This is a genomic window from Streptomyces sp. T12, from assembly GCF_028736035.1.
Classification (GTDB): Bacteria; Actinomycetota; Actinomycetes; order Streptomycetales; family Streptomycetaceae; genus Streptomyces.
The window spans coordinates 10,892,469-10,914,274 of sequence record NZ_CP117866.1; the positions used below are offsets into that span (position 1 = coordinate 10,892,469).

The following is a 21,806-nucleotide window of genomic DNA, read 5'->3' on the forward strand; positions in this document are numbered from 1 at the left end:
CGGCATGGACGGGTGCGGTCGTCACGGTTGCGCGTCGTCGGTCATGGCCTCACGGACCTTGGCGGTGTCCACGAACTGCTCGAAGCGGACGATCAGTCCGCCGCGTACGACGAAGTGGTGCGCGACGCGGACGTCGATCCGCTTGCCGGTCGCCTTGTTGGCCGCCGTGTAGCGGGCCAGGACGACGACGTCCTCGCCGTCGACGACGTAGGTGTCGTCGTGGGCGATCCAGTTGTCCCACTCCTTGCCCAGCTGCTCCATGACGTTGGAGGTCACGCCCTGGGGGGTGCGGTAGGTGCCGGCCAGCGGGAAGCCGGCCATCTCCTTCCACTCCACGTCGGGGGCGAGGGTCGCACGCAGGGCTTCCAGGTCCCCGTTGGCGGACGCCAGGTACTGGCGGCGTACGACGTCGGCGGGGGCGGTGGACGTGGCGAAGTCGGTCACGGTCAGCCCCACTTCATCTCGCCCTTGGCGACCTTGGCGCCGATCCGGGCGGCGATCAGCATGCCGTTGTCCGGGTAGCGGGCGACGAGGGCCTCGGTCAGCGCGGCGCCGTCGGCGGCCTTGGCCAGCTCCTCCTCGAACGCCACCAGGTAGTCGCGGGTGGCGGTGATGGCGGAGACGTCGGCGGCGGTGTCGGGCAGGCGGTGGCCGGGGACGACCAGCTGCGGGTCGAGGGCGGCCATCTCGTCGAGCAGCTTGACCCAAGTGGCGCGCTGCTCGGGGGTCTGGGTGTCGGCGACCCAGACGTGCTCCTTCTGGAACAGCAGGACGCCGCCGAGGATGGCGCGCTGCTCGGCCTGCCACAGGTAGTGGCGGTCGGACAGCTCGGCTGGGCCGCCCTTGAGCTCGAAACGGTGGCCTTCCAGGGAGAGGTCGCCGGTGAGCGGTTCGATGTCCACGAGGCGGGTGGGCAGGTTGGTGCCGAGCGCCGCCCACGCCTTGAGCTTGCCCTCGTAGGAGTGCTGGATGTGTTCGATGACGTGCTCGGTGGCGACGAACTTCGCGTCGGGGAAGGCGTCGGCGAGGACTTCGGCGCCGAAGTAGAAGTCGGGGTCGCCGTGGCTGATGAAGACGGTGGTGAGCTTCTTGCCGGAGTCGAGGATCTCGGCGGCCAGGCGGTGGCCGTCGGCCAGGGTGAAGCCGGCGTCCACCAGCAGAGCCTCGCTCTCACCGGTGACGAGCGTGGCGGTCTTGTTCTTGCTGCCGGCGGGGAAGTCGAGGTCGAGGACCTTGAAGTCGAGCGTGCCCATGGAAAGGCTCCTAGCTCTCGGAGAGGGGAGAAACGGAGAGGGGAAGACGGAGAGGGGAAAGGGGGTCAGGAGGAGGTGCGGGCGGACAGCCGCTGGTCGACTTCGTCGGCGGTGGCGTGTCCGCGGGCCAGGGTGGTGACGCGGCCGCCGTCGAGGGCGAGGAGCGTGGGGAAGCCGGTGACGCCGAGCTCGGCGGCGCGGCGGAAGTCGGCTTCGGCGTCCGCCCGCGTCGCCGGTGCTTCGTACGCGGCGACGACCGCCTCGGCGTCCAACCCCGCGTCCTCGGCGAGCTGTCGGTAGGTCGCCGGGTCGGACAGGCTCTGCCCGTCGATGTAGAAGGCGCCTTGGAGGGCGGCGGCCAGTTCGGCCGTACGGTCGGGAGCCGCCCGGCGTAGCGCGGCCACACCGCGGGCGGCGGCCTCGGAGTCCATCACGAACGAGCCGTCGGCGATCAGCCGCTCGTATGCCTCGCCGAACTCGGCGCCGGTCAGCTCGGCGATCTGTTCGTTCGCGCCCTGGACGTACCCGAACTCGCGGATCGGCACCCGGCGCGGCCCGGTGAACAGGCCGCCGGAGACGACCTCAACCGGCACTTCGGGATGCCTGGAGGTGATCTCGCCCAGTGTCGCGGAGAAACCGTGCGACCAGCCGCAGTAGGCATCGAAGACGTAGATGAGCTGCATCGAGGACCTCGAGAGGATGTGGCACCCGCCTTGTGCGGACGCTCACCTGGGCAACATTATCTGACGTGTCAGATATTTCAATGCGGGGGAATCCGCTCGGAGCAACTCGAGTCTCGCCGTAGGAACGGCAGGGAACGGCAGGCCGCACGTCCGTGGTGCGGCGGCCCGCTCAGGGCAGCAGGGGGAGGGAGGCGCGGGCCGAGTGGCTGAGAATCCGCAGGTCCTCCGCGAAGCGCTCCCGGTGGGAAGGGGGTAGCGGCTCCAGGAAGTACCGCTGGATGTTCTTCACGTGGAGCCGGGAGGCGCGTACGGCGGTCTCCTCGCCCAGCGGTGTCAGGCGCACCAGACGCCCTCGCCCGTCGGCCGGATCCGTCACGCGCTGTACCAGCCCGGCCGCCTGCATCCGGTCCACCAGTCGTGTCACCCCACCCGTGGTGAGCACCTGCTCCTGGCTGATCGCCCGCATCGACAACCCGGGGTCGCCGGCTCGTCCCAGGATCAGCAGCACCTCGTACATCAGGTGGCTGATCCCGCACTCCTCCTCTATCTGCCGGCCCAGGATGTACTCCAGCCGGTTCGCGGCACCCTGCAACCGCCCGAACGCCAGGACCAGGTCGTTGTCGGCCGCCTCCTTCGCGGTCGTGATCTCCCGCTGCCCGTCCTGCCTGTCCTGCCGGCCCTGCTCGCCCACGACACCTCCGCATGTTCGTCCAGGTGGGAACCTACCGCGCCGGATCACACGGCGGCCCGGTGCCTGCCAGGGGACCTGCCGCGGGTAGCCGTGATGCTGTGCGAAGTCTTGACACGTCCTGTTCGACTGCGTAGATATGACACCGCAGTCATGACAGCGCAGTCATAAAGGTGGTCGACGGGACATCGGCTCCTGGCGACTGGCTGTGACTCGCTAGGATCTGAGCCGCCGGAAACAGGGGAGACACCAATGACGCGAGTGGGAAGCCAGGGCGGGAGCCCTGCCGCGCCGCGTGCCGTGGACGTGGCCCGGCAGGCCGGCGTCTCCCAGAAGACTGTCTCCCGGGTCTTCAACGGTGAGCGGTACGTCTCCGACGACGTGCGCCGGCGTGTCCTCGAAGCCGCCGAGGAGCTCGGCTACCGGATGAACAGCGCGGCCCGGGCACTGGCCTCGGGGCGTACCCGCTCCATCGGCGTGGTCACGCTGGGGACCGCCCTGTACGGGCCGGCCTCGCTGCTCATCGGCATCGAGCGGGCCGCCCGGGACGCGGGCTATGCGCTCCGGGTGTACAACACGCTGGAGGGTGACCCGGGAGGCGTCGCCGGGGCCGTGGAGTCGCTGCTCGAACAGGGCGTGGACGGCATCGTCGTATCGGAACCGATCGACGAGGGAGACGAGGGATCGGACTCCCTCAGCGTCGACGTGCCGGTCCTCGTCTTCGGTGCACCCGCGACATTCGGCGGCCCCAGGGCCGTGAGCGCGGGGGTCGGTGCCGAGTCACTGGCGCGGGCGGCCACCGAACACCTCCTGGACCTCGGCCATGTGACGGTCCATCACCTTGCCGGTCCGCAACGGTGGTTCGCCGCCCGGGACCGCCTCGACGGCTGGCGGGCGGCGCTGTCGGCGCGCGGTAGGGAGCAGCCGCCCGTCATCGAGGGCGACTGGTCGGCAGCCTCCGGCTACGCCGCGGGCCGCGAACTGGCCGCCGCCGGGGATGCCACCGCGGTGTTCGCCGCCAATGACGACATGGCCATCGGTCTGATCCGTGCCCTGACGGAAGCCGGCCTGAGCGTACCGGGCGACGTCAGTGTCGTCGGCTTCGACGACATCCCCGTCTCCGCCTATGTCACGCCTCCGCTGACCACGATGCGCCAGCCGTTCGACGCCGTCGCGCACGAGGGGCTCCGGCTCCTGGTGCAGGCCATCGAGAAACCGGACGCGGAGCCGGCGCCGGCGAGCGATCCGCCGGTCGAACTGGTCGTCCGTGCCTCGACCGCACCCCCGGCGGCCCGGAAGGCCTTGGCGCGCGGGCGGCGTTCGGCCTCCCGCTCGAATGACTCGCCACACGCACCACCGGGCGGGAACGGACCGCAGGCCGGCAATGAACCGCAGGCCGGCAACGGGCCGTCCGTCGGCGACTGATCAGCACCCCCGGCCAGAGCAGCATCCGCTCAGGACCGGGCGGTGAGCCCGCCTGCGGCCGGCCCCACCCCACCCCGCCCCGCCCGGCGAAACCCTTCCACCACCGTGGACTTCCGCTGCACGGCACGTGACGCGCGTGCCGGTCACAGCCCGCGCGACGCGCACCCGAACATGGCGACCCCGATGCCCTGGTAGCGACGTCCGCGCCTCACCCCTCCTCACACCTCTCCACCCTTCCTCCCCTCCACCTTTCCTCCTCTCCCTTCCCACCCGTGCGACGCGCCCTCGCCAGGCGTGCCGTCCCTCTGCCCATCGGCGGGAGTTCACCATGCCCAGATCCTTCGTTCCCACGTCCTCCATGAGCCGCCGGCGGTTCCTCGCCGCGACCGGAGCGGTGTCCCTCGGTGCCGCGCTTGCCGCGTGCAGCGGCGACAGCGACTCCGGCGGCTCCTCCACCTCCACCGAGCCGGTCAGCCAGGCCGACATCGACAAGGCGATGAAGACGCCGACCCAACTGACGTTCTGGACCTGGGTCCCGGACATCCAGCAGGAGATCGCGCTCTTCGAGAAGAAGTACCCCGCGATCAAGGTCAAGGTCGTCAACGCCGGTCAGGGCGTCGAGCACTACACCAAGCTGCGCACCGCCCTCAAGGCGGGCACCGGCGCGCCGGACCTCGCGCAGATCGAATACCAGGCGGTCCCCACCTTCACGATCACGGACAGCCTGCTGAACCTGACCCCGTACGGCGCCGCGGCGCTGAAGGACCAGTTCGTCGACTGGACGTGGGGTCAGGTCAGCGGACCCGGCGGCGAGGTCTGGGCGATCCCGCAGGACACCGGCCCGATGGGCATGCTGTACCGCAAGGACATCTTCGACAAGCACGGCATCCAAGTGCCGGAGACCTGGGAGGAGTTCGCGGCCGCGGCCCGCAAGCTCCACAAGGCCGACCCGGACGTCTACCTCACCAACCTCGCGGCGAACGAACCCGCCGCCTGGCACGGTCTGCTGTGGCAGGCGGGCGCGAAGCCGTACGCCACCTCCGGCAAGAGCGACCTCTCCCTCAGTGTCGACGACGCGGTCTCCAAGAAGCTCGCCGAGTACTGGGGCGGGCTCGCGAAGGAAAGTGTCATCAGCACCGACCCGGACTTCACCGACGGGTGGTACGCCGGGTTCAACAAGGGCAAGTACGCCACCTGGCTCACCGCGGCCTGGGGTCCGGCGTTCCTGTCGGGTTCGGCCAAGTCCACCTCGGGCAAGTGGCGGGCCGCGCCGCTGCCGCAGTGGGACGCGGCCAAGCCGGTCTCGGGCAACTGGGGCGGCTCCACGACCGCGGTCATCCGCGCCACGAAGAACCCGATCGCGGCGGCCCAGTTCGCCCAGTTCCTCAACAGCGACCCGGCGAGCGCCAAGATGTTCGCCACCAAGCAGTTCTTCTTCCCGGCGACCAAGTCCCTGCTTGCGGACCCGAGTTTCACCGGCGACGCACCCGCCTTCTACGGCGGCCAGAAGGTCAACCAGGTCTTCGCCGACATCAGCGACACGGTCCCGACCGCGTTCCAGTGGCCGCCGTTCCTGGACCAGGCGGCGAAGGACTGGACCGAGACCGTCGGCAAGTCCCTCGCCGACCAGGCCGACACCGTCGCCGCCCTCGGCACCTGGCAGTCGCGGCTGACGACGTACGCCAAGAACCAGGGCTTCACGGTCAAGGGGGCCTGAGATGGCAGCCACCACCGCCGCCTACGCCAGGCCGCGCCGAGCCGGCCCGCCGCGCCGCCGGCTCGGCGGGCCGGGCCCCCTGTTCGTGGCCCCGTTCCTGATCCTCTTCCTCCTGCTGTTCCTCGCCCCGCTCGGCTACGCCGCCTACCTCAGCCTCTTCCAGCAACGCCTCATCGGCGGCACGGTCTTCGTCGGCCTGGACAACTACGTCACCGCCCTCAAGGACCCGCTCCTCCTGCACGGCGTCGGCCGCGTGGCCCTGTTCTTCGTGATCCAGGTCCCGCTGATGCTGCTGCTGGCCCTGGTGTTCGCCCTCGCCCTCGACAGCGGCCTGCTGCGGCTGGCGCGCGTGATCCGGCTGGGCATCTTCGTGCCGTACGCGGTCCCGAGTGTGGTCGCCGCGCTCATGTGGGGCTATCTGTACGGCCCCGACTTCGGCCCGTTCGCCCAGCTGAGCCGGGAGCTGGACCTCCCGGCTCCGCACTTCCTCAGCGAGAGCTGGATGCTGGGCAGTCTGGCGAACATCGTGACCTGGGAGTTCGTCGGCTACAACATGATCATCCTGTACGCGGCGCTGCGGACCATCCCGCAGGACCTGTACGAGGCCGCCGCGATGGACGGGGCGGGCGCCTGGCGGATCGCCTGGTCGATCAAGCTGCCCGCGCTGCGGCCGGCGCTCCTGCTGACCCTGCTCTTCTCGGTGATCGGCAGCTTCCAGCTCTTCAACGAACCGAACCTGCTGATGAAGATCGCCCCGGACGTCATCAGCAGCTCCTACACCGCCAACCTCTACTCCTACTCCCTCGCCTTCACCGGAAACCAGCTCAACTACGCGGCCACGGTCTCCTTCCTCCTCGGACTGGTCATCGTCATCGCCTCCTACGTCGTACTGCTCACCGCGAACCGCAGGAGGGCCGCGTGACGACCACCTTGCAGCCGCCGGCGACCGCAGCGGCCCCCACCGCACCCAGGCGGCACCGGCCCGCACCCCGCCGCCGCAGCACCCCGCTGACGATCGTCATGCTGGCGGCGCTGGCCTACTTCCTCCTCCCGCTGTTCTGGCTGCTGGTCGCCTCGACCAAGGGCACCCAGGACCTGATCAACAGCTTCGGCCTGTGGTTCTCCGACGCCCCGCAGCTCCTGGCGAACATCAAGGCCACCTTCACCCAGGACGACGGCGTCTTCGTCGACTGGCTGCTCAACACCGCCGTGTACGCCGTCGTCAGCGCGGTCGGCGCCGCCCTGCTCGCGGCCGCCGCCGGGTACGGGTTCGCCAAGTTCCGCTTCCGCGGTGACCGCGCCGCCTTCAACCTGGTCCTCGGCGCCATCATGGTCCCCGCCACCGCGCTGGCGATCCCGACCTATCTGCTGTTCGCCAAGGTCGGCCTGGTCAACACCCCCTGGGCGATCATCCTGCCCTCGCTCGTCAACCCCTTCGGCCTCTACCTCATGCGTATCTACGCGGCCGACGCGGTCCCGGACAGCCTTCTGGAGGCCGCCCGCATCGACGGGGCGGGGGAGGCACGCATCTTCTTCCGGATCGCGCTCAGGCTGCTTGCTCCCGGCCTGGTCACCGTCCTGTTGTTCACGCTCGTGGCGACCTGGAACAACTACTTCCTGCCGCTGATCATGCTCAACGACCCGCAGCTGTACCCCATCACGGTCGGCCTCTCCTCCTGGGCCGCGCAGGCGCAGAACGGGGGAGGCGGCGCCAGCAGCGACATGCTGCCGCTCGTCGTGACCGGCTCCCTGATCTCCATCGTGCCGCTCGTCATCGCCTTCCTCCTGCTCCAGCGCTACTGGCAGAGCGGCTTGGCCACCGGCGGCGTCAAGCAGTAACTCCCCTTAACTTTCCGGAGGTTCCTTCATGGCGGATCTGCCCGCCCGCGTCCTGTTCGGCGCCGCGTACTACCACGAGTACACGCCCGCGTACGACCCCGAACTGCGGCCCGACGAACGGCTCAAGACCGACCTCGACCTGATGGCCGAGGCGAACTTCACCGTGATCCGGGTGGGCGAGTCGGTCTGGTCGACCTGGGAGCCTACGAGCGGACGCTTCGAACTCGACTGGCTGGAGCCCGTCCTCGACGGCGCCCACGAGCGCGGCATCTCCGTCATCCTCGGTACGCCGACCTACGCCGTACCGCCTTGGCTGGCTCGCCAGTACCCGGAGATCACCGGTGAGTACGCCACCGGGAAGCGCATCGGCTGGGGCGGCCGTCAGGAGGTCGACTTCACCCACCCCGCCTTCCGCTTCCACGCCGAGCGGATCATCCGCAAGATCGTCGCGCGATACGCCGACCATCCAGCGATCATCGGCTGGCAGGTGGACAACGAACCCGGCCTGCACCTCTTCCACAACCAGGGCGTCTTCCAGCGCTTCGTGGACCACCTGCGCGACAAGTACGGGGACGTCGAGACCCTCAACCGAGAATGGGGCCTGGTGTACTGGTCCCACCGACTCTCCGACTGGGCCGACTTGTGGACGCCGGACGGCAACGTCCAGCCCCAGTACGACGTCGCCTGGCGGGAGTTCCAGGCCCGCCAGGTCACCGAGTTCATCGGCTGGCAGGCGGACATCGTCCGCGAGTACGCGCGCCCCGAGCACTTCGTCACGACTTGCATCTCCTACACCCGCCAGGGCGTCGCGGACGACGAGCTGTCCGCCCGGCTCGACATCGCCTCCGGCAACCCGTACTACGACATGCAGGACGGCCTCCTGCTCCCGGACCCCACCCCCGACGACCACGAGCAGGTCTGGAAGACCACCGGCGTCTGGTCGATGTACCAGACCGCCGACTGGATGTTCTCCTCCCGTCAGGAGCCGTTCCTCGTCACCGAGACCAACGCGAGTTCCATCGGCTTCGCCTGGGACAACCGCCCCGCCTACGACGGCCAGTGGCGGCAGGCCGCCTGGGCGCACGTGGCGCGTGGCGCGCGGATGATCGAGTACTGGCAGTGGCAGACCCTGCGCTTCGGCGCCGAGACCTACTGGGGCGGCGTCCTGCCGCACAGCGGACAGCCCGGCCGCGCCTACGGCGAACTCGCCCGCCTGGGCGCCGAGTTCGAGGCGGCCGGCCCGCTCGTCGCGGGGCTCGAGCCGGACGCCGACATCACGGTGGTCTACTCGACGCCCAGCAAGTGGCTGATGCAGAAGCACCCCCCGCTCGCGACCGCCGACGGCGAGCCCGATCCCGCCGCCTACCACCGCATCCTCGATCCCTTCTACCGCGGCGCGTTCGAAGCGGGGCGCCAGGTGCGGATCGTGCACGCCCGCCAATTGCACGACCCGAGCGGCACACGGGAGGGCATGGCACCGGAGGAGGCCGCCCGCCGTCACCCGGTGCTGGTCGTACCGGCGTTGTACATCGCCGCCGACACGACCCTCGACTGGCTCACCGCCTACGCCGACGCGGGCGGCCACCTGGTCCTCGGCCCGCGCACCGGCTACGCCGACCACGAGGCAAGGACCCGGATCGAACCGCAACCCGGACGCCTCGCCGAGGCCGCGGGCGTCACGTACGACGAGTTCAGCAACCTCGCCGACGACCTCCCGGTCCACTCCGTACCCGGCGGTCCGCTCCGACTGTCGCACGACGCGACGGCGACCCGCTGGGCCGACGGCCTGACTGTCACCGACGCCGAGGTCCTCGCCGCGTACGACCACCCGCACTTCGGCCGCTGGCCCGCGATCGCCAGCCGGCGCCACGGCGCGGGCCGCGTCACCTACGTCGGCACGATCCCCGGCCGCTCCCTCGCCCGCGCGCTGGCGGAATGGCTCACGCCCTCCGCCATCAGCGGCTGGCGCGACCTGCCGGAGACCGTCACCGCGACGACCGGGACGTCCCCCGACGGACGCCGGATCCATGTGATCCACAACTGGAGCTGGGAGCCGACCCGCGTGGCGGCTCCGGTGGAGCTGTCCGACCTCCTGGGCGGCAGCCGTATCCCCGCAGGCACGGCGGTGGAGCTTCAGGCGTGGGACGTACGGGTGTTCGTCACCGCAGACGGAACTGCAGCCGGAACCGCAGCCGGAACCGCAGACGGACCGGCGGCCTAGGACGAAGCCGCCGGTACGGCATCACCGTGGTCATCCCCATGGCCATCCCCAAAGGAGGGGCAATGCACAGAAGAAGGCTGAGAAGGGCGCTGGGCACCGTCGTCGCGGCATCCGCGATGGTGGCGATACCCATGAGCAGCGCACACGCGTACAACCCGACGGGCGGGACCCTGTACCAGCTCGGGAACGAGCCGTGCCTGAAAGGGCGGGGCAACTGCGCGGTCTACCCGAAGTCGGCACAGCTGCCGAGCGGGCGCCTGGTCGCGTCGTTCGAGAAGTCCACGGTCGTCCCGGAGACGGGAAGCGCGGACAAGCAGACCCTCCCGGTGTACAAGAGCGACGACCACGGGACGACCTGGCAGCCGCTGGCCGAGGTCAAGGCCCCGGCGTATCTCTCCAGCGACCCCCAGTACGCGAAGTACACGAGCAACTGGACCAACCCGTACCTCTACGTCCTGCCGCAGGACGTCGGGAACCTGAAGCAGGGCACCCTGCTCCTCGCGAGTGTCGTGTCGGGCGACGACTACTACTACAAGGAGCACAAGGCGGCCGACCCCAACTGGACGCCGTTCAACGACGGCGACCGCAAGGACATGGCGATCGCCCTGTACTCCAGCACCGACGACGGCGCCACGTGGAAGGTCGTCAACGTCGTCGCCACCGGCGGCTGGCAGGGCGGCAGCGCGGGCGCGACCGGCCAGAACATCGCCGCCGCGAACACGAACAAGCAGGTGGATCCCCTCTGGGAGCCGTACCTGATGGTCTACAAGGGCCAACTCGTCTGCTACTACTCCGACGAGAACGACTACACCGGCTTCAACGCGACCACCGGCGTCCCTACCCTGGATCCCGCCAACGACACCGCCACGGACTCCAAGGGCCAGATCCTCGTCCACAAGACCTGGGACGGCCGCAGCGTGGCGTGGAGCGCGCCCGTCGTCGACATCGCCGGACTGACCCAGGACATGGGCGGCGGCAAGACGGAGATCGGCGACGGACGCCCGGGCATGACGAACGTCGTCCGGACGACGGACGGCAAGTGGCTGCTGACCTTCGAGTACTGGGGCGGCGGAGCCAACACCAGATACGTGCTCGCCGACGACCCGCTGAAGTTCTACCGCGGCTCCGCCACGGGTACCGGCGTCACCTCCCTGCCGCTCGACGCCGGTTCCCGCGCTCTCGCGACGAGCGGCAGCCCGGTCCTCATCAGGGTCCCCGGCGGTCGCCTGGTCTACAACGCCGCCGGCAGCGGCAACGTCTGGGTCAACGAGAGCGGACGCAGCGACGGCGCCTGGAAGGAGTACCAGACGACCTCGCAGGCCGGGTACAGCCGCAACCTGCAGTACGTCGAGGGCACCGGCCGCGTCTCCATACTCAACAACCAGGGCACCTCGACCCTCCGCTTCGCCGAGGTCGACCTCGGCCACTCGGACGGCGCCTACTACCAACTGGTGAACCGCAAGACGGACCAGGTGATCGGCACCGGAAACAAGACCAACGACGCGAACATCGGCAACGGAGACGTTCCCGACGTCCGCCTGGAGGCCCCCGGTTCGGCGGCGAACGGGGACACCCAGTACTGGCACGTGGTGAGCGAACCCAACGGTGGCGTGACCCTGCTCAACAAGTCGGGCGGCCGCGCGGCGGCCATCTGGACCGGGAACGCGACGGTCGGCCAACGGATCGGCCAGTGGGTCGACAACAGCACCACGGGCAGCTGGAACCTCATCAAGACCGCCGACGGGTTCTACAAGTTGCAGTCGGTCAAGAACACGAGCCTGTACCTGACCGGCGCGACCGCCGGCGCGCCGCTGACCCTGCAGAGCGCGGTCACCGACGGGTCACAGGACTGGGAGCTCGTCCAGTAGGGCCCGGCACCCGAGAACAGAACACGGATCACACGGTCGTCGCCTCCGGCCCCGAGCAACGGGGCCGGGCGGTAAGGCGACCGCCGACGACCACCCTCCCCCGTCTAGGTTGTGCAGTGACATCCACGCTCAACTCGGGGAGCACCCATGCCCATTGAACGTCCACTCATCAACAGCGGCGTGCCGCACTCCGCCCGGATCTGGAACTACTGGCTCGGTGGCAAGGACTGCTACGAGATCGACCGGCAGGTCGGCGACCAGATAGCCGGCGCCAACCCGGCAATCCTCGACATCGCCCTGGCACAGCGGGCGTTCCTCGTCAGGACGGTGGAGCACCTCGTCGGTGAGGCCGGCATACGTCAGTTCCTCGACGTGGGCACCGGCCTGCCCACCGCGAACAACACCCACGAGGTCGCCCAGAGACTGGTCCCCGAGGCCCGGATCGTCTACGTCGATCACGATCCGGTCGTCCTGGCCCATGCCGAGGCGCTGCTGACCAGCACGCCCGAAGGGGCCACGGACTACATCGACGCCGACCTGCGCGAACCCGAGGCCATCCTGGAACAGGCCGCCAAGACACTGGACTTCACCCAGCCGGTCGTGCTGATCCTGCTGGGCATCACCGCCCACATCACCGACGACACCGTCTACGACATCGTCGGCCGGCTCGTGGATGCCCTGCCCTCCGGCAGCTACCTCGTGCTCTGCGACGACACCGAGGTGCTCAACCCGCAGCAGATGCGCGAGATGATCGAGCAGTGGAACGAGGCGAGCGACAACCCCCGCGTCAACCGCAGCCCGGAGGAACTCGCCCGGTTCTTCGCGGGCCTGGAGCTGCTGGAGCCCGGCTTGGTCTCCGTCTCCCGGTGGCGCGCCGGCGAGTCCGGTGAGCAAGCTCCCGCCGAGGTCGACGACTTCGGCGGTGTGGCGCGAAAGCCGTAGCGCCCGCGGCGACAGTGCCGCCGGCGGGACAGGGTCAGTGGGCTGTCCCGCCGGCGGCGGGGACCTGCGGGTCTCAGCTCGCTTCGGCCTCCTGGAGCTGTGCCACCCGGCCGGCGCTCAGTTCCAGGTGCGTGCCGGTGAAGCGGGTGCGCATGCGGCGGTCGTGGGTGACGACGACCACCGCGCCTCGGTAGCCGGTCAGAGCTCCTTCCAGTTCCTCGACCAGGGCAGGGGAGAGATGGTTGGTGGGTTCGTCGAGCAGCAGCAGGTCGACGGGGTCGCTCACCAGGCGGGCCAGTTCGATCCGGCGCCGTTGCCCGTAGGACAGTTCGCTCACCTTCAGGCGCAGGTCGGAGGGGCTGAACAGGCCGAGCGACAGGAGGTGGTCGGTGTGCTCGTCCAGGTCGCCTCCGCGGCCGTATGCGAACGCCTGCGGGACCGTGAGGCGCGGCGGCCACGGAGTGTCCTCCTGCCTCAGGTGCCCGACCCGGCCCCGCGTGCGCACCGTCCCCTCATCGGGCCGCAGCTCACCTGCCAGTACCCGGATCAGCGTCGTCTTGCCCGCGCCGTTGGGCCCGGTGACCAACAGCCGCTCCTCGCCGCCGACCCGCAGTGACGGTACGTGCAGCCGGTCCCCGACACGGATGCCGGTGAGCTCCGCCGCGGTCTGCGACGTCCGGCCGTCGGCTGTCGTCATGCGGGCGGCGAACACCAGAGGTTCGGGCGGTGGTGCGACCGGGTTGTCCGTGAGCCGTTCGACACGCTCCTTCGCGTTGCGGATGCGGCTCATCGCCCCGTGGCTGCGGCTGCGGGCGCGGAAGCCGCCTTGGCCGAACACGGCGAACGGCAGCTTGCGCGGGATCGCCTCCAGGCGCGCCACGTTCGTGGCGGCCAACTTCTGGTTGCGGGCCAGCTCCGCGCACCAGTCCTCGTACTCCTGCAGACGGCGCCGCCGCTCGGCGGCCTTGGCGGCGAGGTAGCCGTCGTAGCCGTCGCCGTACCGCGTCACCTTGCCCTCGCCGACCTCCAGGATCGTGGTGGTGACCCGTTCCAGGAACACCCGGTCATGGGTGACCGCGAGCACGGTGCCGCGATGCGCCCGCAGGTGGGCCTCCAGCCAGCCCACCGCCTGGTCGTCCAGATCGTTGGTCGGCTCGTCCAGCAGCAACAGCTCCGGCTGGGACGCCAGGGCCGCGGCCAGCGCCAGCCGAGACCGCTCACCGCCCGACAGGGTGCCCAGGGTCCTGTCCCGGGCCAGGCCGGGCAGCCCGAGCCCGTGCAGGGCGATGTCCACCCGGGCGTCGGCCTCGTAGCCGGCGCGCGCCTCGTACTGGGCGACCAGATGGGCGTAGGCGTCCAGCGCCGCGGTGAGCTCCGCTCCCGCCAGGCCCTTGAGCCCGGCCTCGGCGCGGCGCATCCGCGCTTCGAGATCGCGTACGTCGGCAAGGGCCACGTCCACCGCGTCCTGGACGCACGCCTCGGGTGGAAGGGCGAGTGACTGGGCGAGATGGCCGACGCCGCCGGGCGCGATCACGGTCAGTTCGCCGTTGTCGGGCCGGTCCTGACCGGCGATCAGCCGCAGCAGGGTGGATTTCCCGGCTCCGTTGTCGCCGATGATGCCGGCCTTCTCACCCGGCTTGATGCTGAAGGACACGTCGTCCAGCACGACATGGTCGTCGTAGCGGCGGGTGACGTTCTGAAGGGATAGCTGTGCAGTGAACATGGAAGAGTCCCCAGTTCTCGGCCGAACCGATCGGAACGGGCAGATGGACGCATCCGCGCACGCGAGATCACTCCGCTGCACGCCGGACAGGCGGCAGCACGGGAGGAGCGGAAACACGGATGAGAACGCGCGACGGCGGAGCCGAGCTCAACGCGGTCGCGCGGGGACTGTCACAGAGAACCCATGTGCAGCACCGTAGGCGGGGCACCAGGGAGCCTGCAAGCCTTTTTCTCGCCGGACCGTCATGGCATACATGACTGCGCGTCAGTTCCGCGCGGTCAGGATGCTCAACGAGTTGGCGGCGACGATGGCGCCGATGCCCGCCCACTCCGGCCCGCCCAGCCCCTGGCCCAGGCCGACCCAGCCGACCACGGCCGCGAGGACCGGGTTGACGCTCATGAACAGGCCGAAGACCCGGGGCGGCACGTGCCGCAGGGTGAACAGGTCCGCGAGGTAGGGCACGGCCGAGGCGAGGACACCGGCCGCGACCGCGCAGGCGAGGGCGCCGGTTGTCGGCGGATGCCGTACGGCGACGGTGATGCCGATCGGCAGGAACATCACGGCGGACAGGCCGGCCGCGGCGGCCGCGCCCTGCGCACCGGGGATGCGTCGGCCGACCGTGCGGTTGAGCAGGATGTACGACGCCCAGCAGCAGGCGGCCAGCAGGCCCAGGGCCATCCCGAGGTAGTCGGTCGAGGGCCGCGGCCGCATCAGGGTGATGACACCGGCCGCGGCGATCACCGCGCAGCACACGTCCACACGGCGGCGCGAGGTGGCCAGGGCGAGGGTGAGCGGGCCGAGGAACTCCAGGGTCACCGCCAGACCCAGGCCGACGCGGTCCATCGCGGAGTACAGCGAGAGGTTCATGGTGCCGAACACCAGGGCCAGCAGGACCACCGGCCACCACTGGCGCCAGGTGAACGAACGCAGCCTCGGCCTGCCGACGGCCAGCAGCACCAGCGCGGCGACGTACTGGCGTACGGCGACGACGCCGACGGCGCCGAGGACGGGGAAGGCGAGAGTGCCGATCGCGGCACCGGTCTGGGTGGACAGACCGCTGCCGATCATCGTGGCCACGCCTGCGAGACGGCCGCCGGTGTGCTCGGTGTGCTCGGTGAGTTCGGTGAGCGGAACCGCCGGGGCCGCCTGGGCAGGCGCGGGTGCGGGTCGGGTGCGCATGAGCCGATCGTGCGGCCGTCGGATCATTGCGCAAAATGCGTCCGCATCGGCATCCATACGCTTGAGTCATGGATGCTTCAGTCATGGATGTGGAGCTGAGGCAGTTGCGCTGTCTCGTCGCGATCGTCGACGAGGGCAGTTTCACCGACGCCGCCATCGCCCTCGGCGTCTCCCAGGCAGCGGTCTCCCGCTCGCTGGCCTCGCTCGAACGGAACCTGGGAGTACGGCTGTTGAGGCGGACCTCCCGCGAGGTGAGCCCCACGGGGACCGGGCTGCGCGTCCTGGCGTATGCCCGGCGGGTGCTCGCCGAGGTGGACGACCTGGTCCGGGAGGCCGGCTCCGGGCACGACCGGCTGCGGATGGGCTACGCCTGGGCGGCGCTCGGCCGGCACACCCCGGCCTTCCAGCGCCGGTGGGCCGCCGCGCACCCCGGGACCGATCTGCACCTCGTGCGCGTCAACTCGGCCACCGCCGGTCTCGCGGAGGGCGCCTGCGACCTGTCCGTCGTACGCCGATCGGTGGACGACCGGCGGTTCGACTCCGCCATCGTCGGTCTTGAGCGGCGGCTGTGCGCCGTGGCCGCCGACGACCCGCTGGCCCGGCGCCGCGCGGTCCGGCTGGCCGACCTCAGCGGCCGTACCCTCCTCGTCGACCGCCGCACCGGCACCACGACCACTGACCTGTGGCCGCCCGACGCGCGTCCGGCGACCGAGGAGACGCACGACGTCGACGACTGGCTCACGATGATCTCCACCGGCCGCTGCATCGGCGTGACCGCCGAGGCCACCGCCCACCAGTACCCGCGCCCCGGCATCGTCTACCGGCCGGTACGGGACGCCGAACCCATCGCCGTACGGCTGACCTGGTGGCGCGACGACCCGCCACCCGCCGCGCAGGCGGTGATCGAGCTGGTCACGGCGCTGTACCGGGGCGACTGACGCCCTCGACGGCCCTTTGTCGTACGGGGACGGGGGTACGGGGACGGGAGTACGGAGACAGCACAGGGCGGGAAGGGCCCTATCCACTTCTCGCGGATCCTGATTACGCGGTGCGCGGCCGTCATCCGCTTCCCCGCGTCGTTCTGGGTCCTTCCCGTCACCTCCAGCACACCATGCCCGCGGCGAATGCGCCAGGGCCGCTCACGGGTACCCGGGGAGCTGGGGTCCCTGCTGGGGTCCGTGGGTGACAAGGCGGGCCCGGCGGGTACCCATGAGCGGATCCCGCCGGGCGCGGGAGGGCTCTCGAGTGGAGGTGAGCAGGCCGTGCGGTTCGCGTTCCGTCGTACGCGCGACAGGCCCCGCGACACGCTCGCCCCGGTCCTGCACGACGTACGCGCCGTGGTCTTCGACACCGACGGAGTGATCACCGACTCGGCCAAGGTGCACGCCGCCGCCTGGAAGGTGGCCTTCGACGGCTTCCTGCGCGCCCACCCGCCCGAGGACCCCGACCGACGCCGCCCCTTCGACGAGCAGGACGACTACCTGCGCCACGTCGACGGCAAGTCCCGCCTCGACGGAGCCGAGGCCTTCCTGACCGCACGCGGCATCGAGGCGTCGGCCGAGACGGTGCGGGCGGTCGCCGCGGACAAGGAGCGCCTTTTTACGGAGCGGCTGCGCGAGCACGGCGTCGAGGCCTACCCGGGGACCGTACGGCTGGTGAGGGCGCTGCGTGCGGCGGGAGTGCCCCGCGCCGCGGCCTCCGCGTCCCGGCACGCCGGCGAGTTGCTGAGCCGGGCAGGCGTGCTCGACCTGTTCGACGTCCTGGTGGACGGCGGCGAGGCGGCCCGGCTGGGCCTCGCGGGCAAGCCGGACCCCGACCTGTTCCTGGAAGCGGTCCGCCGACTCGGCGTCCCCGCCGGCCGGGCCGCAGTCGTCGAGGACGCCCTGGCCGGGGTGGAAGCGGGCCGGCGCGGTGGATTCGCCCTGGTGGTCGGCGTGGACCGGGCCGCCGGTGCGGACAGCGGGGCACGGCTGCTGCGGCACGGCGCCGACATCGTCGTACGCGACCTCGGAGAACTGTGCGCGGGAGGAGCGCCGTAGTGACGGACGACCGGAGCTCGCAGGCCGAGGCAGCGGGCTGGAGCTGGGAGTACGAGGGCTACAGGCCCGCCGACGAACGCCTTCGGGAGTCGCTGTGCACGCTCGGCAACGGCTACTTCGCCACGCGGGGCGTGCTTCCCGAGTGCGCCGCCGACGAGGTCCACTATCCGGGGACGTATGTGGCCGGCATCTACAACCGGCTCACTTCCGATGTCGCGGGCCGCCGTGTGGAGAACGAGGACATGGTCAACGTCCCGAACTGGCTGCCTCTGCGCTTCCGGCTCCCCGACGGGCACTGGATCGTCCCCGACACCGCGACCGTGCTCGACCACCGGCAGCTGCTGCACCTGTCCTCGGGGATGCTGGAGCGCTGGACCCGGTACGGACTCGGCGGGGACCGGGCGTTGACAGTGCGTCAGCAGCGGATCGTGCATATGGCCGACCCGCATCTGGCCGCTCTGCGCACCGAGTTCACGGCCGAGGGGTTCTCCGGTCCGCTCGAGGTGGAGGCGGCCCTGGACGGCTCGGTCACCAACTCCGGCGTCGCGCGCTACCGGGACCTCGACGGCCGCCATCTGACCCACGTCCACACCGGCACCGCCGCCCCGGACACGGTCTGGCTGAGCTGCCGCACCCGCACCTCCTACATCGGGATCGGCATCGCGGCCCGGCTGACCACCGACACGCCCGCCACGATCCGTCACGAACGGCCGTACGCCATCCAGCGGCTGACGCTCGACATGGTCCCCGGCCACACCGTCACCGTCGACAAGACCGTCGCCCTGCACACCTCCCACGACCCGGCCATCAGCGACCCGCTGCACGCCGCCGTCGACCGGGTGGGCCGGGCCCCCGGCTTCGACGCGCTGGTCGCGTCGCACCGCACCGCCTGGGGCCAGCTCTGGCGCCGTGCCGAACTCGACGTCCCCGGCGAGTCGGGCCGCATCCTGCGGCTGCACCTCTTCCACGTCCTGCAGACCCTCTCCCCGCACACCGCCGACCTCGACGTCGGCGTGCCCGCCCGGGGACTGCACGGCGAGGCCTACCGCGGCCACGTCTTCTGGGACGAGCTGTTCGTCCTGCCCTTCCTCAACCTGCACTTCCCGGAGGTCTCCCGCGCCCTGCTCCGCCACCGCCACCGCCGCCTCGAACAGGCCTGCACCAGCGCCAGGCGAGCGGGCCGCCGCGGGGCGATGTACCCGTGGCAGAGCGGCAGCGACGGACGCGAGGAGACCCAGCAGCTGCATGTCAACCCGCGCTCGGGGCGCTGGCTGCCCGACCACTCGCGGCTCCAGCACCATGTCGGGTCGGCGATCGCGTACAACGTGTGGCAGTACTGCGAGGCGAGCGGCGACATGGAGTTCCTGCACACCAAGGGCGCTGAGATGCTGTTGCAGATCGCCCGCTTCTGGGCGGACAAGGCGGTCTACGACGACAGCCTGGGCCGCCACCGCATCAAGGGCGTGGTCGGCCCCGACGAGTACCACGAGTCCTACCCGGGTGCCGAGGCGCCCGGCCTCGACGACAACGCGTACACCAACGTCACGGCCGCCTGGGTGCTCACCCGCACCATGGAGCTGCTGGACACGCTGCCCGAGCCGCGCCGTCGCGAACTCGTCGAACGCACCGGCCTGGACGCCGGCGAACTCGACCGGTGGGAGGACGTCTCGCGCACCCTCCACGTCCCCTTCCACGACGACGTCATCAGCCAGTTCGCCGGCTACGCCGACCTCGCCGAACTCGACTGGAACGGCTACCGCGGCAAGTACGGCGACATCCGGCGGCTGGACCGGATCCTGGAGGCGGAGGGCGACACCGTCAACCGCTACAAGGCCTCCAAACAGGCCGACGTCCTGATGCTCGGCTACCTCTTCGCGCCCGCGGAACTGGGGGGCCTCTTCCACCGGTTGGGGGTGCGGCTGGACGAGGACACCTGGCGGCGCACCCTCGACTACTACATCCACCGCACCAGCCACGGCTCCACCCTCAGCGGCCTGGTCCACGGCTGGGTACTGGCCCGGTGCCGACGCAGCGACGCGTGGAAGTTCTGCCAGGAGGCCCTCCAGGGCGACATCGCCGACGTCCAGGGCGGCACCACCGGCGAGGGCATCCACCTCGGCGCGATGGCCGGCACCCTCGACCTCGTCCAGCGCGGGCTGACCGGCCTGGAGACCCGGGGCGGCGCCCTGTGGCTCGACCCCGTGCCGCTGCCCGAGCTGTCCTCGTACGGCTTCGCCCTGCGCTACCAGGGCAACTGGGGCGTACGCCTGCGCCTGGAACGCGGACTGCTGGAGATCGCGGTCCCGTCCTCCGACGCCTCCCCGATCGACGTACGGCTGCCGGGGCTGGAGGTGTCCCTGCAGCCGGGGGAGACGGGACGACTCGTCCTTCCGGACTGACGCGGCCCTGTGCGGGACGCGCCTGACGGGGAGAGGCTGGGAGACAGCGATCCTGCGCGAAAACCCGCGGTTCCTGCACGGAAAGGGGAGCGCGATGAACGGCCCGGTTGTCGTAGGGGTGGACGGTTCGCCGTCGAGCATGGCGGCGGTGCAGGCCGCGGCGCGCGAGGCCGGGCTGCGGGGTGTGGGGCTCCGGCTGGTGCATGCCTTCGGCTGGCCGGCCGCGCACATACCGGCCGGGGGGCGGCCGTGGGAGCCGAGCGGCGCCGGGCTGCGCGAGCTGATCGACGGCACGCTCACCAAGGCGGAGCAGCGCGCTCACGAGACGGCGCCGGGCGTCGAGATCGAGCGCGAGGTCGTCGTCGGCGACCCGGTGACGGTGATGGAGATCGAATCGCGCACCGCGACCCTGGCCGTGGTCGGGAGCCGGGGCCACAGCCGGTTCGGCGCCCTGCTGCTCGGCTCCACCGCAGGTCATCTGGCCGCCCATGCCGCCTGCCCGGTGCTGGTGGTGCGCGGCAGGCCGAACCCGGAGGGGCCCGTCCTCCTGGCCGTCGACGGCTCGCCCGCGGCCCGGGGAGCCGTCGAGTTCGCCTTCGCCCTGGCCTCCCTGCACGGCACGGACCTGGTGGCGCTGCACGCCTGGAGCACCCGGACCGAACGCGCCTACGAGGCTCCCGCCGACCCGCCCTTCGTGACGTACGACGAGGACCGGCTGCGCGACGAGGAGGAGCGCGTGCTCGCCGAGGCGCTGGGCGGGCTGCGCGACACGTACCCCGACGTCGCCGTGGACCGCAGGCTGGTGCGCGGCCGGATCCGCCACACCGTCATCGAGGCCAGCGCCGAGGCCGGGATCGTCGTGGTCGGGGCACGCGGCCGGGGCGGGTTCGCCGGGCTGCTCCTGGGCTCGGTCAGCCAGGCCGTGCTCCAGCATGGGCACTGTCCGGTCGTCGTCGTGCGGTCCGGTGAGCGGTGACGGGGGGAGAGAGAGCGGCCCCGGTGCGCGGGCTCAGAGGTTCGCCGCGTGGTCCGGGACGTAGTTCTGCAGATCGCGCGGGGGCCGCTGGTAGCCGGTCGACCCCGGCCGTTCGGGCAGGTCCGGGACCGGCGGGGACACGTCCTGGTACGGCAGGGAGTCCAGCAGGTGGGCGATCATGTTCAGCCGGGCCCGGCGCTTGTCGTCGCTCTCGACCACGTACCAGGGCGCCTCGGTGATGTCGGTGTGCACCATCATCTCGTCCTTGGCCCGGGAGTAGTCCTCCCAGCGGGTGATCGACTCCATGTCCATCGGGGACAGCTTCCAGCGCCGCAGGGGATCCTCCAGGCGGCGCCGGAAGCGGTCCTGCTGCTCCTCGTCGCTCACCGAGAACCAGTACTTGCGCAGCAGGATCCCGTCCTCCACCAGCATCCGCTCGAAGAGGGGGCACTGGCGCAGGAAGAGCTGGTACTCCTCCTTGCTGCAGAAGCCCATGACGTGCTCGACACCGGCCCGGTTGTACCAGCTGCGGTCGAACAGCACGATCTCCCCGGCGGCCGGCAGATGCTCGATGTACCGCTGGAAGTACCACTGCGTGCGCTCGCGCTCGGTCGGCTTGGGCAGGGCCGCGATTTGTGCCACCCGCGGGTTGAGATGCTCCGTGACCCGCTTGATGGTGCCACCCTTGCCCGCCGCGTCCCGCCCCTCGAAGACGACCACCAGCCTGGCGTCCTGCTCACGCACCCACTCCTGCAGCTTCACCAACTCCGTCTGCAGGCGCAGCAGTTCCCTCTCGTACACCTTGCGCGGCAGTTTCTCCGCCTTGTCGCCGGCCATGCCGCCTCCCGCCGCCT

At 70.7% G+C, this 21,806-nt stretch carries 18 protein-coding genes; 11 read left to right on the forward strand and 7 right to left on the reverse strand.

Features of this window, described 5'->3' with window-relative positions; translation table 11 throughout:
• Positions 1 to 21 precede the first annotated feature (21 nt).
• The 4 genes from PBV52_RS48785 to PBV52_RS48800 all read right to left on the reverse strand — a co-directional run bounded on the left by PBV52_RS48785 (position 22) and on the right by PBV52_RS48800 (position 2,627).
• Positions 22 to 456 carry a nuclear transport factor 2 family protein gene (locus tag PBV52_RS48785; RefSeq protein ID WP_274248526.1) on the reverse strand — a complete coding sequence of 145 codons (435 nt, stop codon included), beginning with the start codon at positions 454 to 456 and terminating at the stop codon, positions 22 to 24.
• A complete protein-coding gene (locus PBV52_RS48790) occupies positions 447 to 1,253 on the reverse strand; it encodes an MBL fold metallo-hydrolase (protein ID WP_274248528.1) in 807 nt (268 codons plus the stop codon). Before PBV52_RS48790 ends, PBV52_RS48785 begins: the two co-directional genes overlap by 10 nt.
• Positions 1,254 to 1,318: 65 nt before the next feature.
• Positions 1,319 to 1,936 carry a DsbA family protein gene (locus PBV52_RS48795; RefSeq protein WP_274248531.1) on the reverse strand — a complete coding sequence of 206 codons (618 nt, stop codon included), beginning with the start codon at positions 1,934 to 1,936 and terminating at the stop codon, positions 1,319 to 1,321.
• Between the two features lie 169 nt (positions 1,937 to 2,105).
• Positions 2,106 to 2,627: a MarR family winged helix-turn-helix transcriptional regulator gene (locus PBV52_RS48800; protein ID WP_274248532.1), complete on the reverse strand. Its 522-nt coding sequence runs from the start codon at positions 2,625 to 2,627 to the stop codon at positions 2,106 to 2,108.
• 249 nt (positions 2,628 to 2,876) lie between these two features.
• On the opposite strand from PBV52_RS48800, the gene PBV52_RS48805 reads away from it, so the two are divergent.
• The 7 genes from PBV52_RS48805 to PBV52_RS48835 all read left to right on the forward strand — a co-directional run bounded on the left by PBV52_RS48805 (position 2,877) and on the right by PBV52_RS48835 (position 12,636).
• Complete coding sequence (locus PBV52_RS48805) at positions 2,877 to 4,049, forward strand: LacI family DNA-binding transcriptional regulator (protein ID WP_274248534.1); 1,173 nt, start codon at positions 2,877 to 2,879, stop codon at positions 4,047 to 4,049.
• 328 nt (positions 4,050 to 4,377) lie between these two features.
• Positions 4,378 to 5,766 carry an ABC transporter substrate-binding protein gene (locus PBV52_RS48810; RefSeq protein ID WP_274248536.1) on the forward strand — a complete coding sequence of 463 codons (1,389 nt, stop codon included), beginning with the start codon at positions 4,378 to 4,380 and terminating at the stop codon, positions 5,764 to 5,766.
• Position 5,767: 1 nt separating this feature from the next.
• A complete protein-coding gene (locus PBV52_RS48815) occupies positions 5,768 to 6,688 on the forward strand; it encodes a carbohydrate ABC transporter permease (protein WP_274248538.1) in 921 nt (306 codons plus the stop codon).
• Positions 6,685 to 7,605, forward strand: coding sequence for a carbohydrate ABC transporter permease (locus PBV52_RS48820; RefSeq protein WP_274248540.1), 921 nt, complete (start codon positions 6,685 to 6,687; stop codon positions 7,603 to 7,605). The genes PBV52_RS48815 and PBV52_RS48820 overlap by 4 nt, the downstream gene beginning before the upstream one ends.
• Before the next feature lie 28 nt (positions 7,606 to 7,633).
• Complete coding sequence (locus tag PBV52_RS48825) at positions 7,634 to 9,826, forward strand: beta-galactosidase (RefSeq protein ID WP_274248542.1); 2,193 nt, start codon at positions 7,634 to 7,636, stop codon at positions 9,824 to 9,826.
• A 62-nt stretch (positions 9,827 to 9,888) separates the two neighbouring features.
• Positions 9,889 to 11,694: an RICIN domain-containing protein gene (locus PBV52_RS48830; protein WP_274248544.1), complete on the forward strand. Its 1,806-nt coding sequence runs from the start codon at positions 9,889 to 9,891 to the stop codon at positions 11,692 to 11,694.
• A gap of 147 nt (positions 11,695 to 11,841) precedes the next feature.
• The gene (locus PBV52_RS48835; protein ID WP_274248548.1) at positions 11,842 to 12,636 is read left to right on the forward strand and encodes an SAM-dependent methyltransferase; all 795 of its coding nucleotides are present in this window, start codon (positions 11,842 to 11,844) and stop codon (positions 12,634 to 12,636) included.
• 73 nt (positions 12,637 to 12,709) lie between these two features.
• Here the strand turns inward: PBV52_RS48835 and PBV52_RS48840 are convergent, their stop codons facing one another.
• Together PBV52_RS48840 and PBV52_RS48845 are read right to left on the reverse strand one after the other, a co-directional pair.
• Positions 12,710 to 14,359 (reverse strand): TlrC/CarA/OleB/SrmB family ABC-F type ribosomal protection protein, encoded by a 1,650-nt coding sequence (locus tag PBV52_RS48840; RefSeq protein ID WP_274248550.1) that lies wholly within the window; start codon positions 14,357 to 14,359, stop codon positions 12,710 to 12,712.
• Positions 14,360 to 14,623: 264 nt separating this feature from the next.
• Complete coding sequence (locus PBV52_RS48845) at positions 14,624 to 15,538, reverse strand: DMT family transporter (RefSeq protein ID WP_274248552.1); 915 nt, start codon at positions 15,536 to 15,538, stop codon at positions 14,624 to 14,626.
• A gap of 83 nt (positions 15,539 to 15,621) precedes the next feature.
• Here PBV52_RS48845 and PBV52_RS48850 point away from each other — a divergent pair, with 83 nt between their 5' ends.
• The 4 genes from PBV52_RS48850 (at position 15,622) to PBV52_RS48865 (ending at position 20,952) form a co-directional block, all read left to right on the forward strand.
• Positions 15,622 to 16,476, forward strand: coding sequence for a LysR family transcriptional regulator (locus PBV52_RS48850; protein WP_274249987.1), 855 nt, complete (start codon positions 15,622 to 15,624; stop codon positions 16,474 to 16,476).
• Positions 16,477 to 16,800: 324 nt separating this feature from the next.
• Positions 16,801 to 17,577 carry an HAD family phosphatase gene (locus tag PBV52_RS48855; protein WP_274248554.1) on the forward strand — a complete coding sequence of 259 codons (777 nt, stop codon included), beginning with the start codon at positions 16,801 to 16,803 and terminating at the stop codon, positions 17,575 to 17,577.
• The gene (locus tag PBV52_RS48860; protein WP_274248556.1) at positions 17,577 to 19,976 is read left to right on the forward strand and encodes a glycoside hydrolase family 65 protein; all 2,400 of its coding nucleotides are present in this window, start codon (positions 17,577 to 17,579) and stop codon (positions 19,974 to 19,976) included. Before PBV52_RS48855 ends, PBV52_RS48860 begins: the two co-directional genes overlap by 1 nt.
• A 94-nt stretch (positions 19,977 to 20,070) precedes the next feature.
• Positions 20,071 to 20,952, forward strand: a complete 882-nt coding sequence (locus PBV52_RS48865) for a universal stress protein (RefSeq protein WP_274248558.1) — start codon at positions 20,071 to 20,073, stop codon at positions 20,950 to 20,952.
• Positions 20,953 to 20,985: 33 nt separating this feature from the next.
• Here PBV52_RS48865 and ppk2 read toward each other — a convergent pair whose 3' ends face one another.
• Positions 20,986 to 21,789 (reverse strand): polyphosphate kinase 2, encoded by an 804-nt coding sequence (gene ppk2 / locus PBV52_RS48870; RefSeq protein WP_274248561.1) that lies wholly within the window; start codon positions 21,787 to 21,789, stop codon positions 20,986 to 20,988.
• Positions 21,790 to 21,806: the final 17 nt, after the last annotated feature.

What these genes read in the sequence shown, in the direction of transcription:
- PBV52_RS48790 (WP_274248528.1), bottom strand. Translation starts at nt 1,253, where the DNA reads ATGGGCACGCTCGACTTCAAGGTCCTCGACCTCGACTTCCCCGCCGGC.
- PBV52_RS48795 (WP_274248531.1), bottom strand. Translation starts at nt 1,936, where the DNA reads ATGCAGCTCATCTACGTCTTCGATGCCTACTGCGGCTGGTCGCACGGT.
- PBV52_RS48805 (WP_274248534.1), top strand. Translation starts at nt 2,877, where the DNA reads ATGACGCGAGTGGGAAGCCAGGGCGGGAGCCCTGCCGCGCCGCGTGCC.
- PBV52_RS48810 (WP_274248536.1), top strand. Translation starts at nt 4,378, where the DNA reads ATGCCCAGATCCTTCGTTCCCACGTCCTCCATGAGCCGCCGGCGGTTC.
- PBV52_RS48815 (WP_274248538.1), top strand. Translation starts at nt 5,768, where the DNA reads ATGGCAGCCACCACCGCCGCCTACGCCAGGCCGCGCCGAGCCGGCCCG.
- PBV52_RS48825 (WP_274248542.1), top strand. Translation starts at nt 7,634, where the DNA reads ATGGCGGATCTGCCCGCCCGCGTCCTGTTCGGCGCCGCGTACTACCAC.
- PBV52_RS48830 (WP_274248544.1), top strand. Translation starts at nt 9,889, where the DNA reads ATGCACAGAAGAAGGCTGAGAAGGGCGCTGGGCACCGTCGTCGCGGCA.
- PBV52_RS48835 (WP_274248548.1), top strand. Translation starts at nt 11,842, where the DNA reads ATGCCCATTGAACGTCCACTCATCAACAGCGGCGTGCCGCACTCCGCC.
- PBV52_RS48840 (WP_274248550.1), bottom strand. Translation starts at nt 14,359, where the DNA reads ATGTTCACTGCACAGCTATCCCTTCAGAACGTCACCCGCCGCTACGAC.
- PBV52_RS48845 (WP_274248552.1), bottom strand. Translation starts at nt 15,538, where the DNA reads ATGCGCACCCGACCCGCACCCGCGCCTGCCCAGGCGGCCCCGGCGGTT.
- PBV52_RS48850 (WP_274249987.1), top strand. Translation starts at nt 15,622, where the DNA reads ATGGATGTGGAGCTGAGGCAGTTGCGCTGTCTCGTCGCGATCGTCGAC.
- PBV52_RS48865 (WP_274248558.1), top strand. Translation starts at nt 20,071, where the DNA reads ATGAACGGCCCGGTTGTCGTAGGGGTGGACGGTTCGCCGTCGAGCATG.
- ppk2 (WP_274248561.1), bottom strand. Translation starts at nt 21,789, where the DNA reads ATGGCCGGCGACAAGGCGGAGAAACTGCCGCGCAAGGTGTACGAGAGG.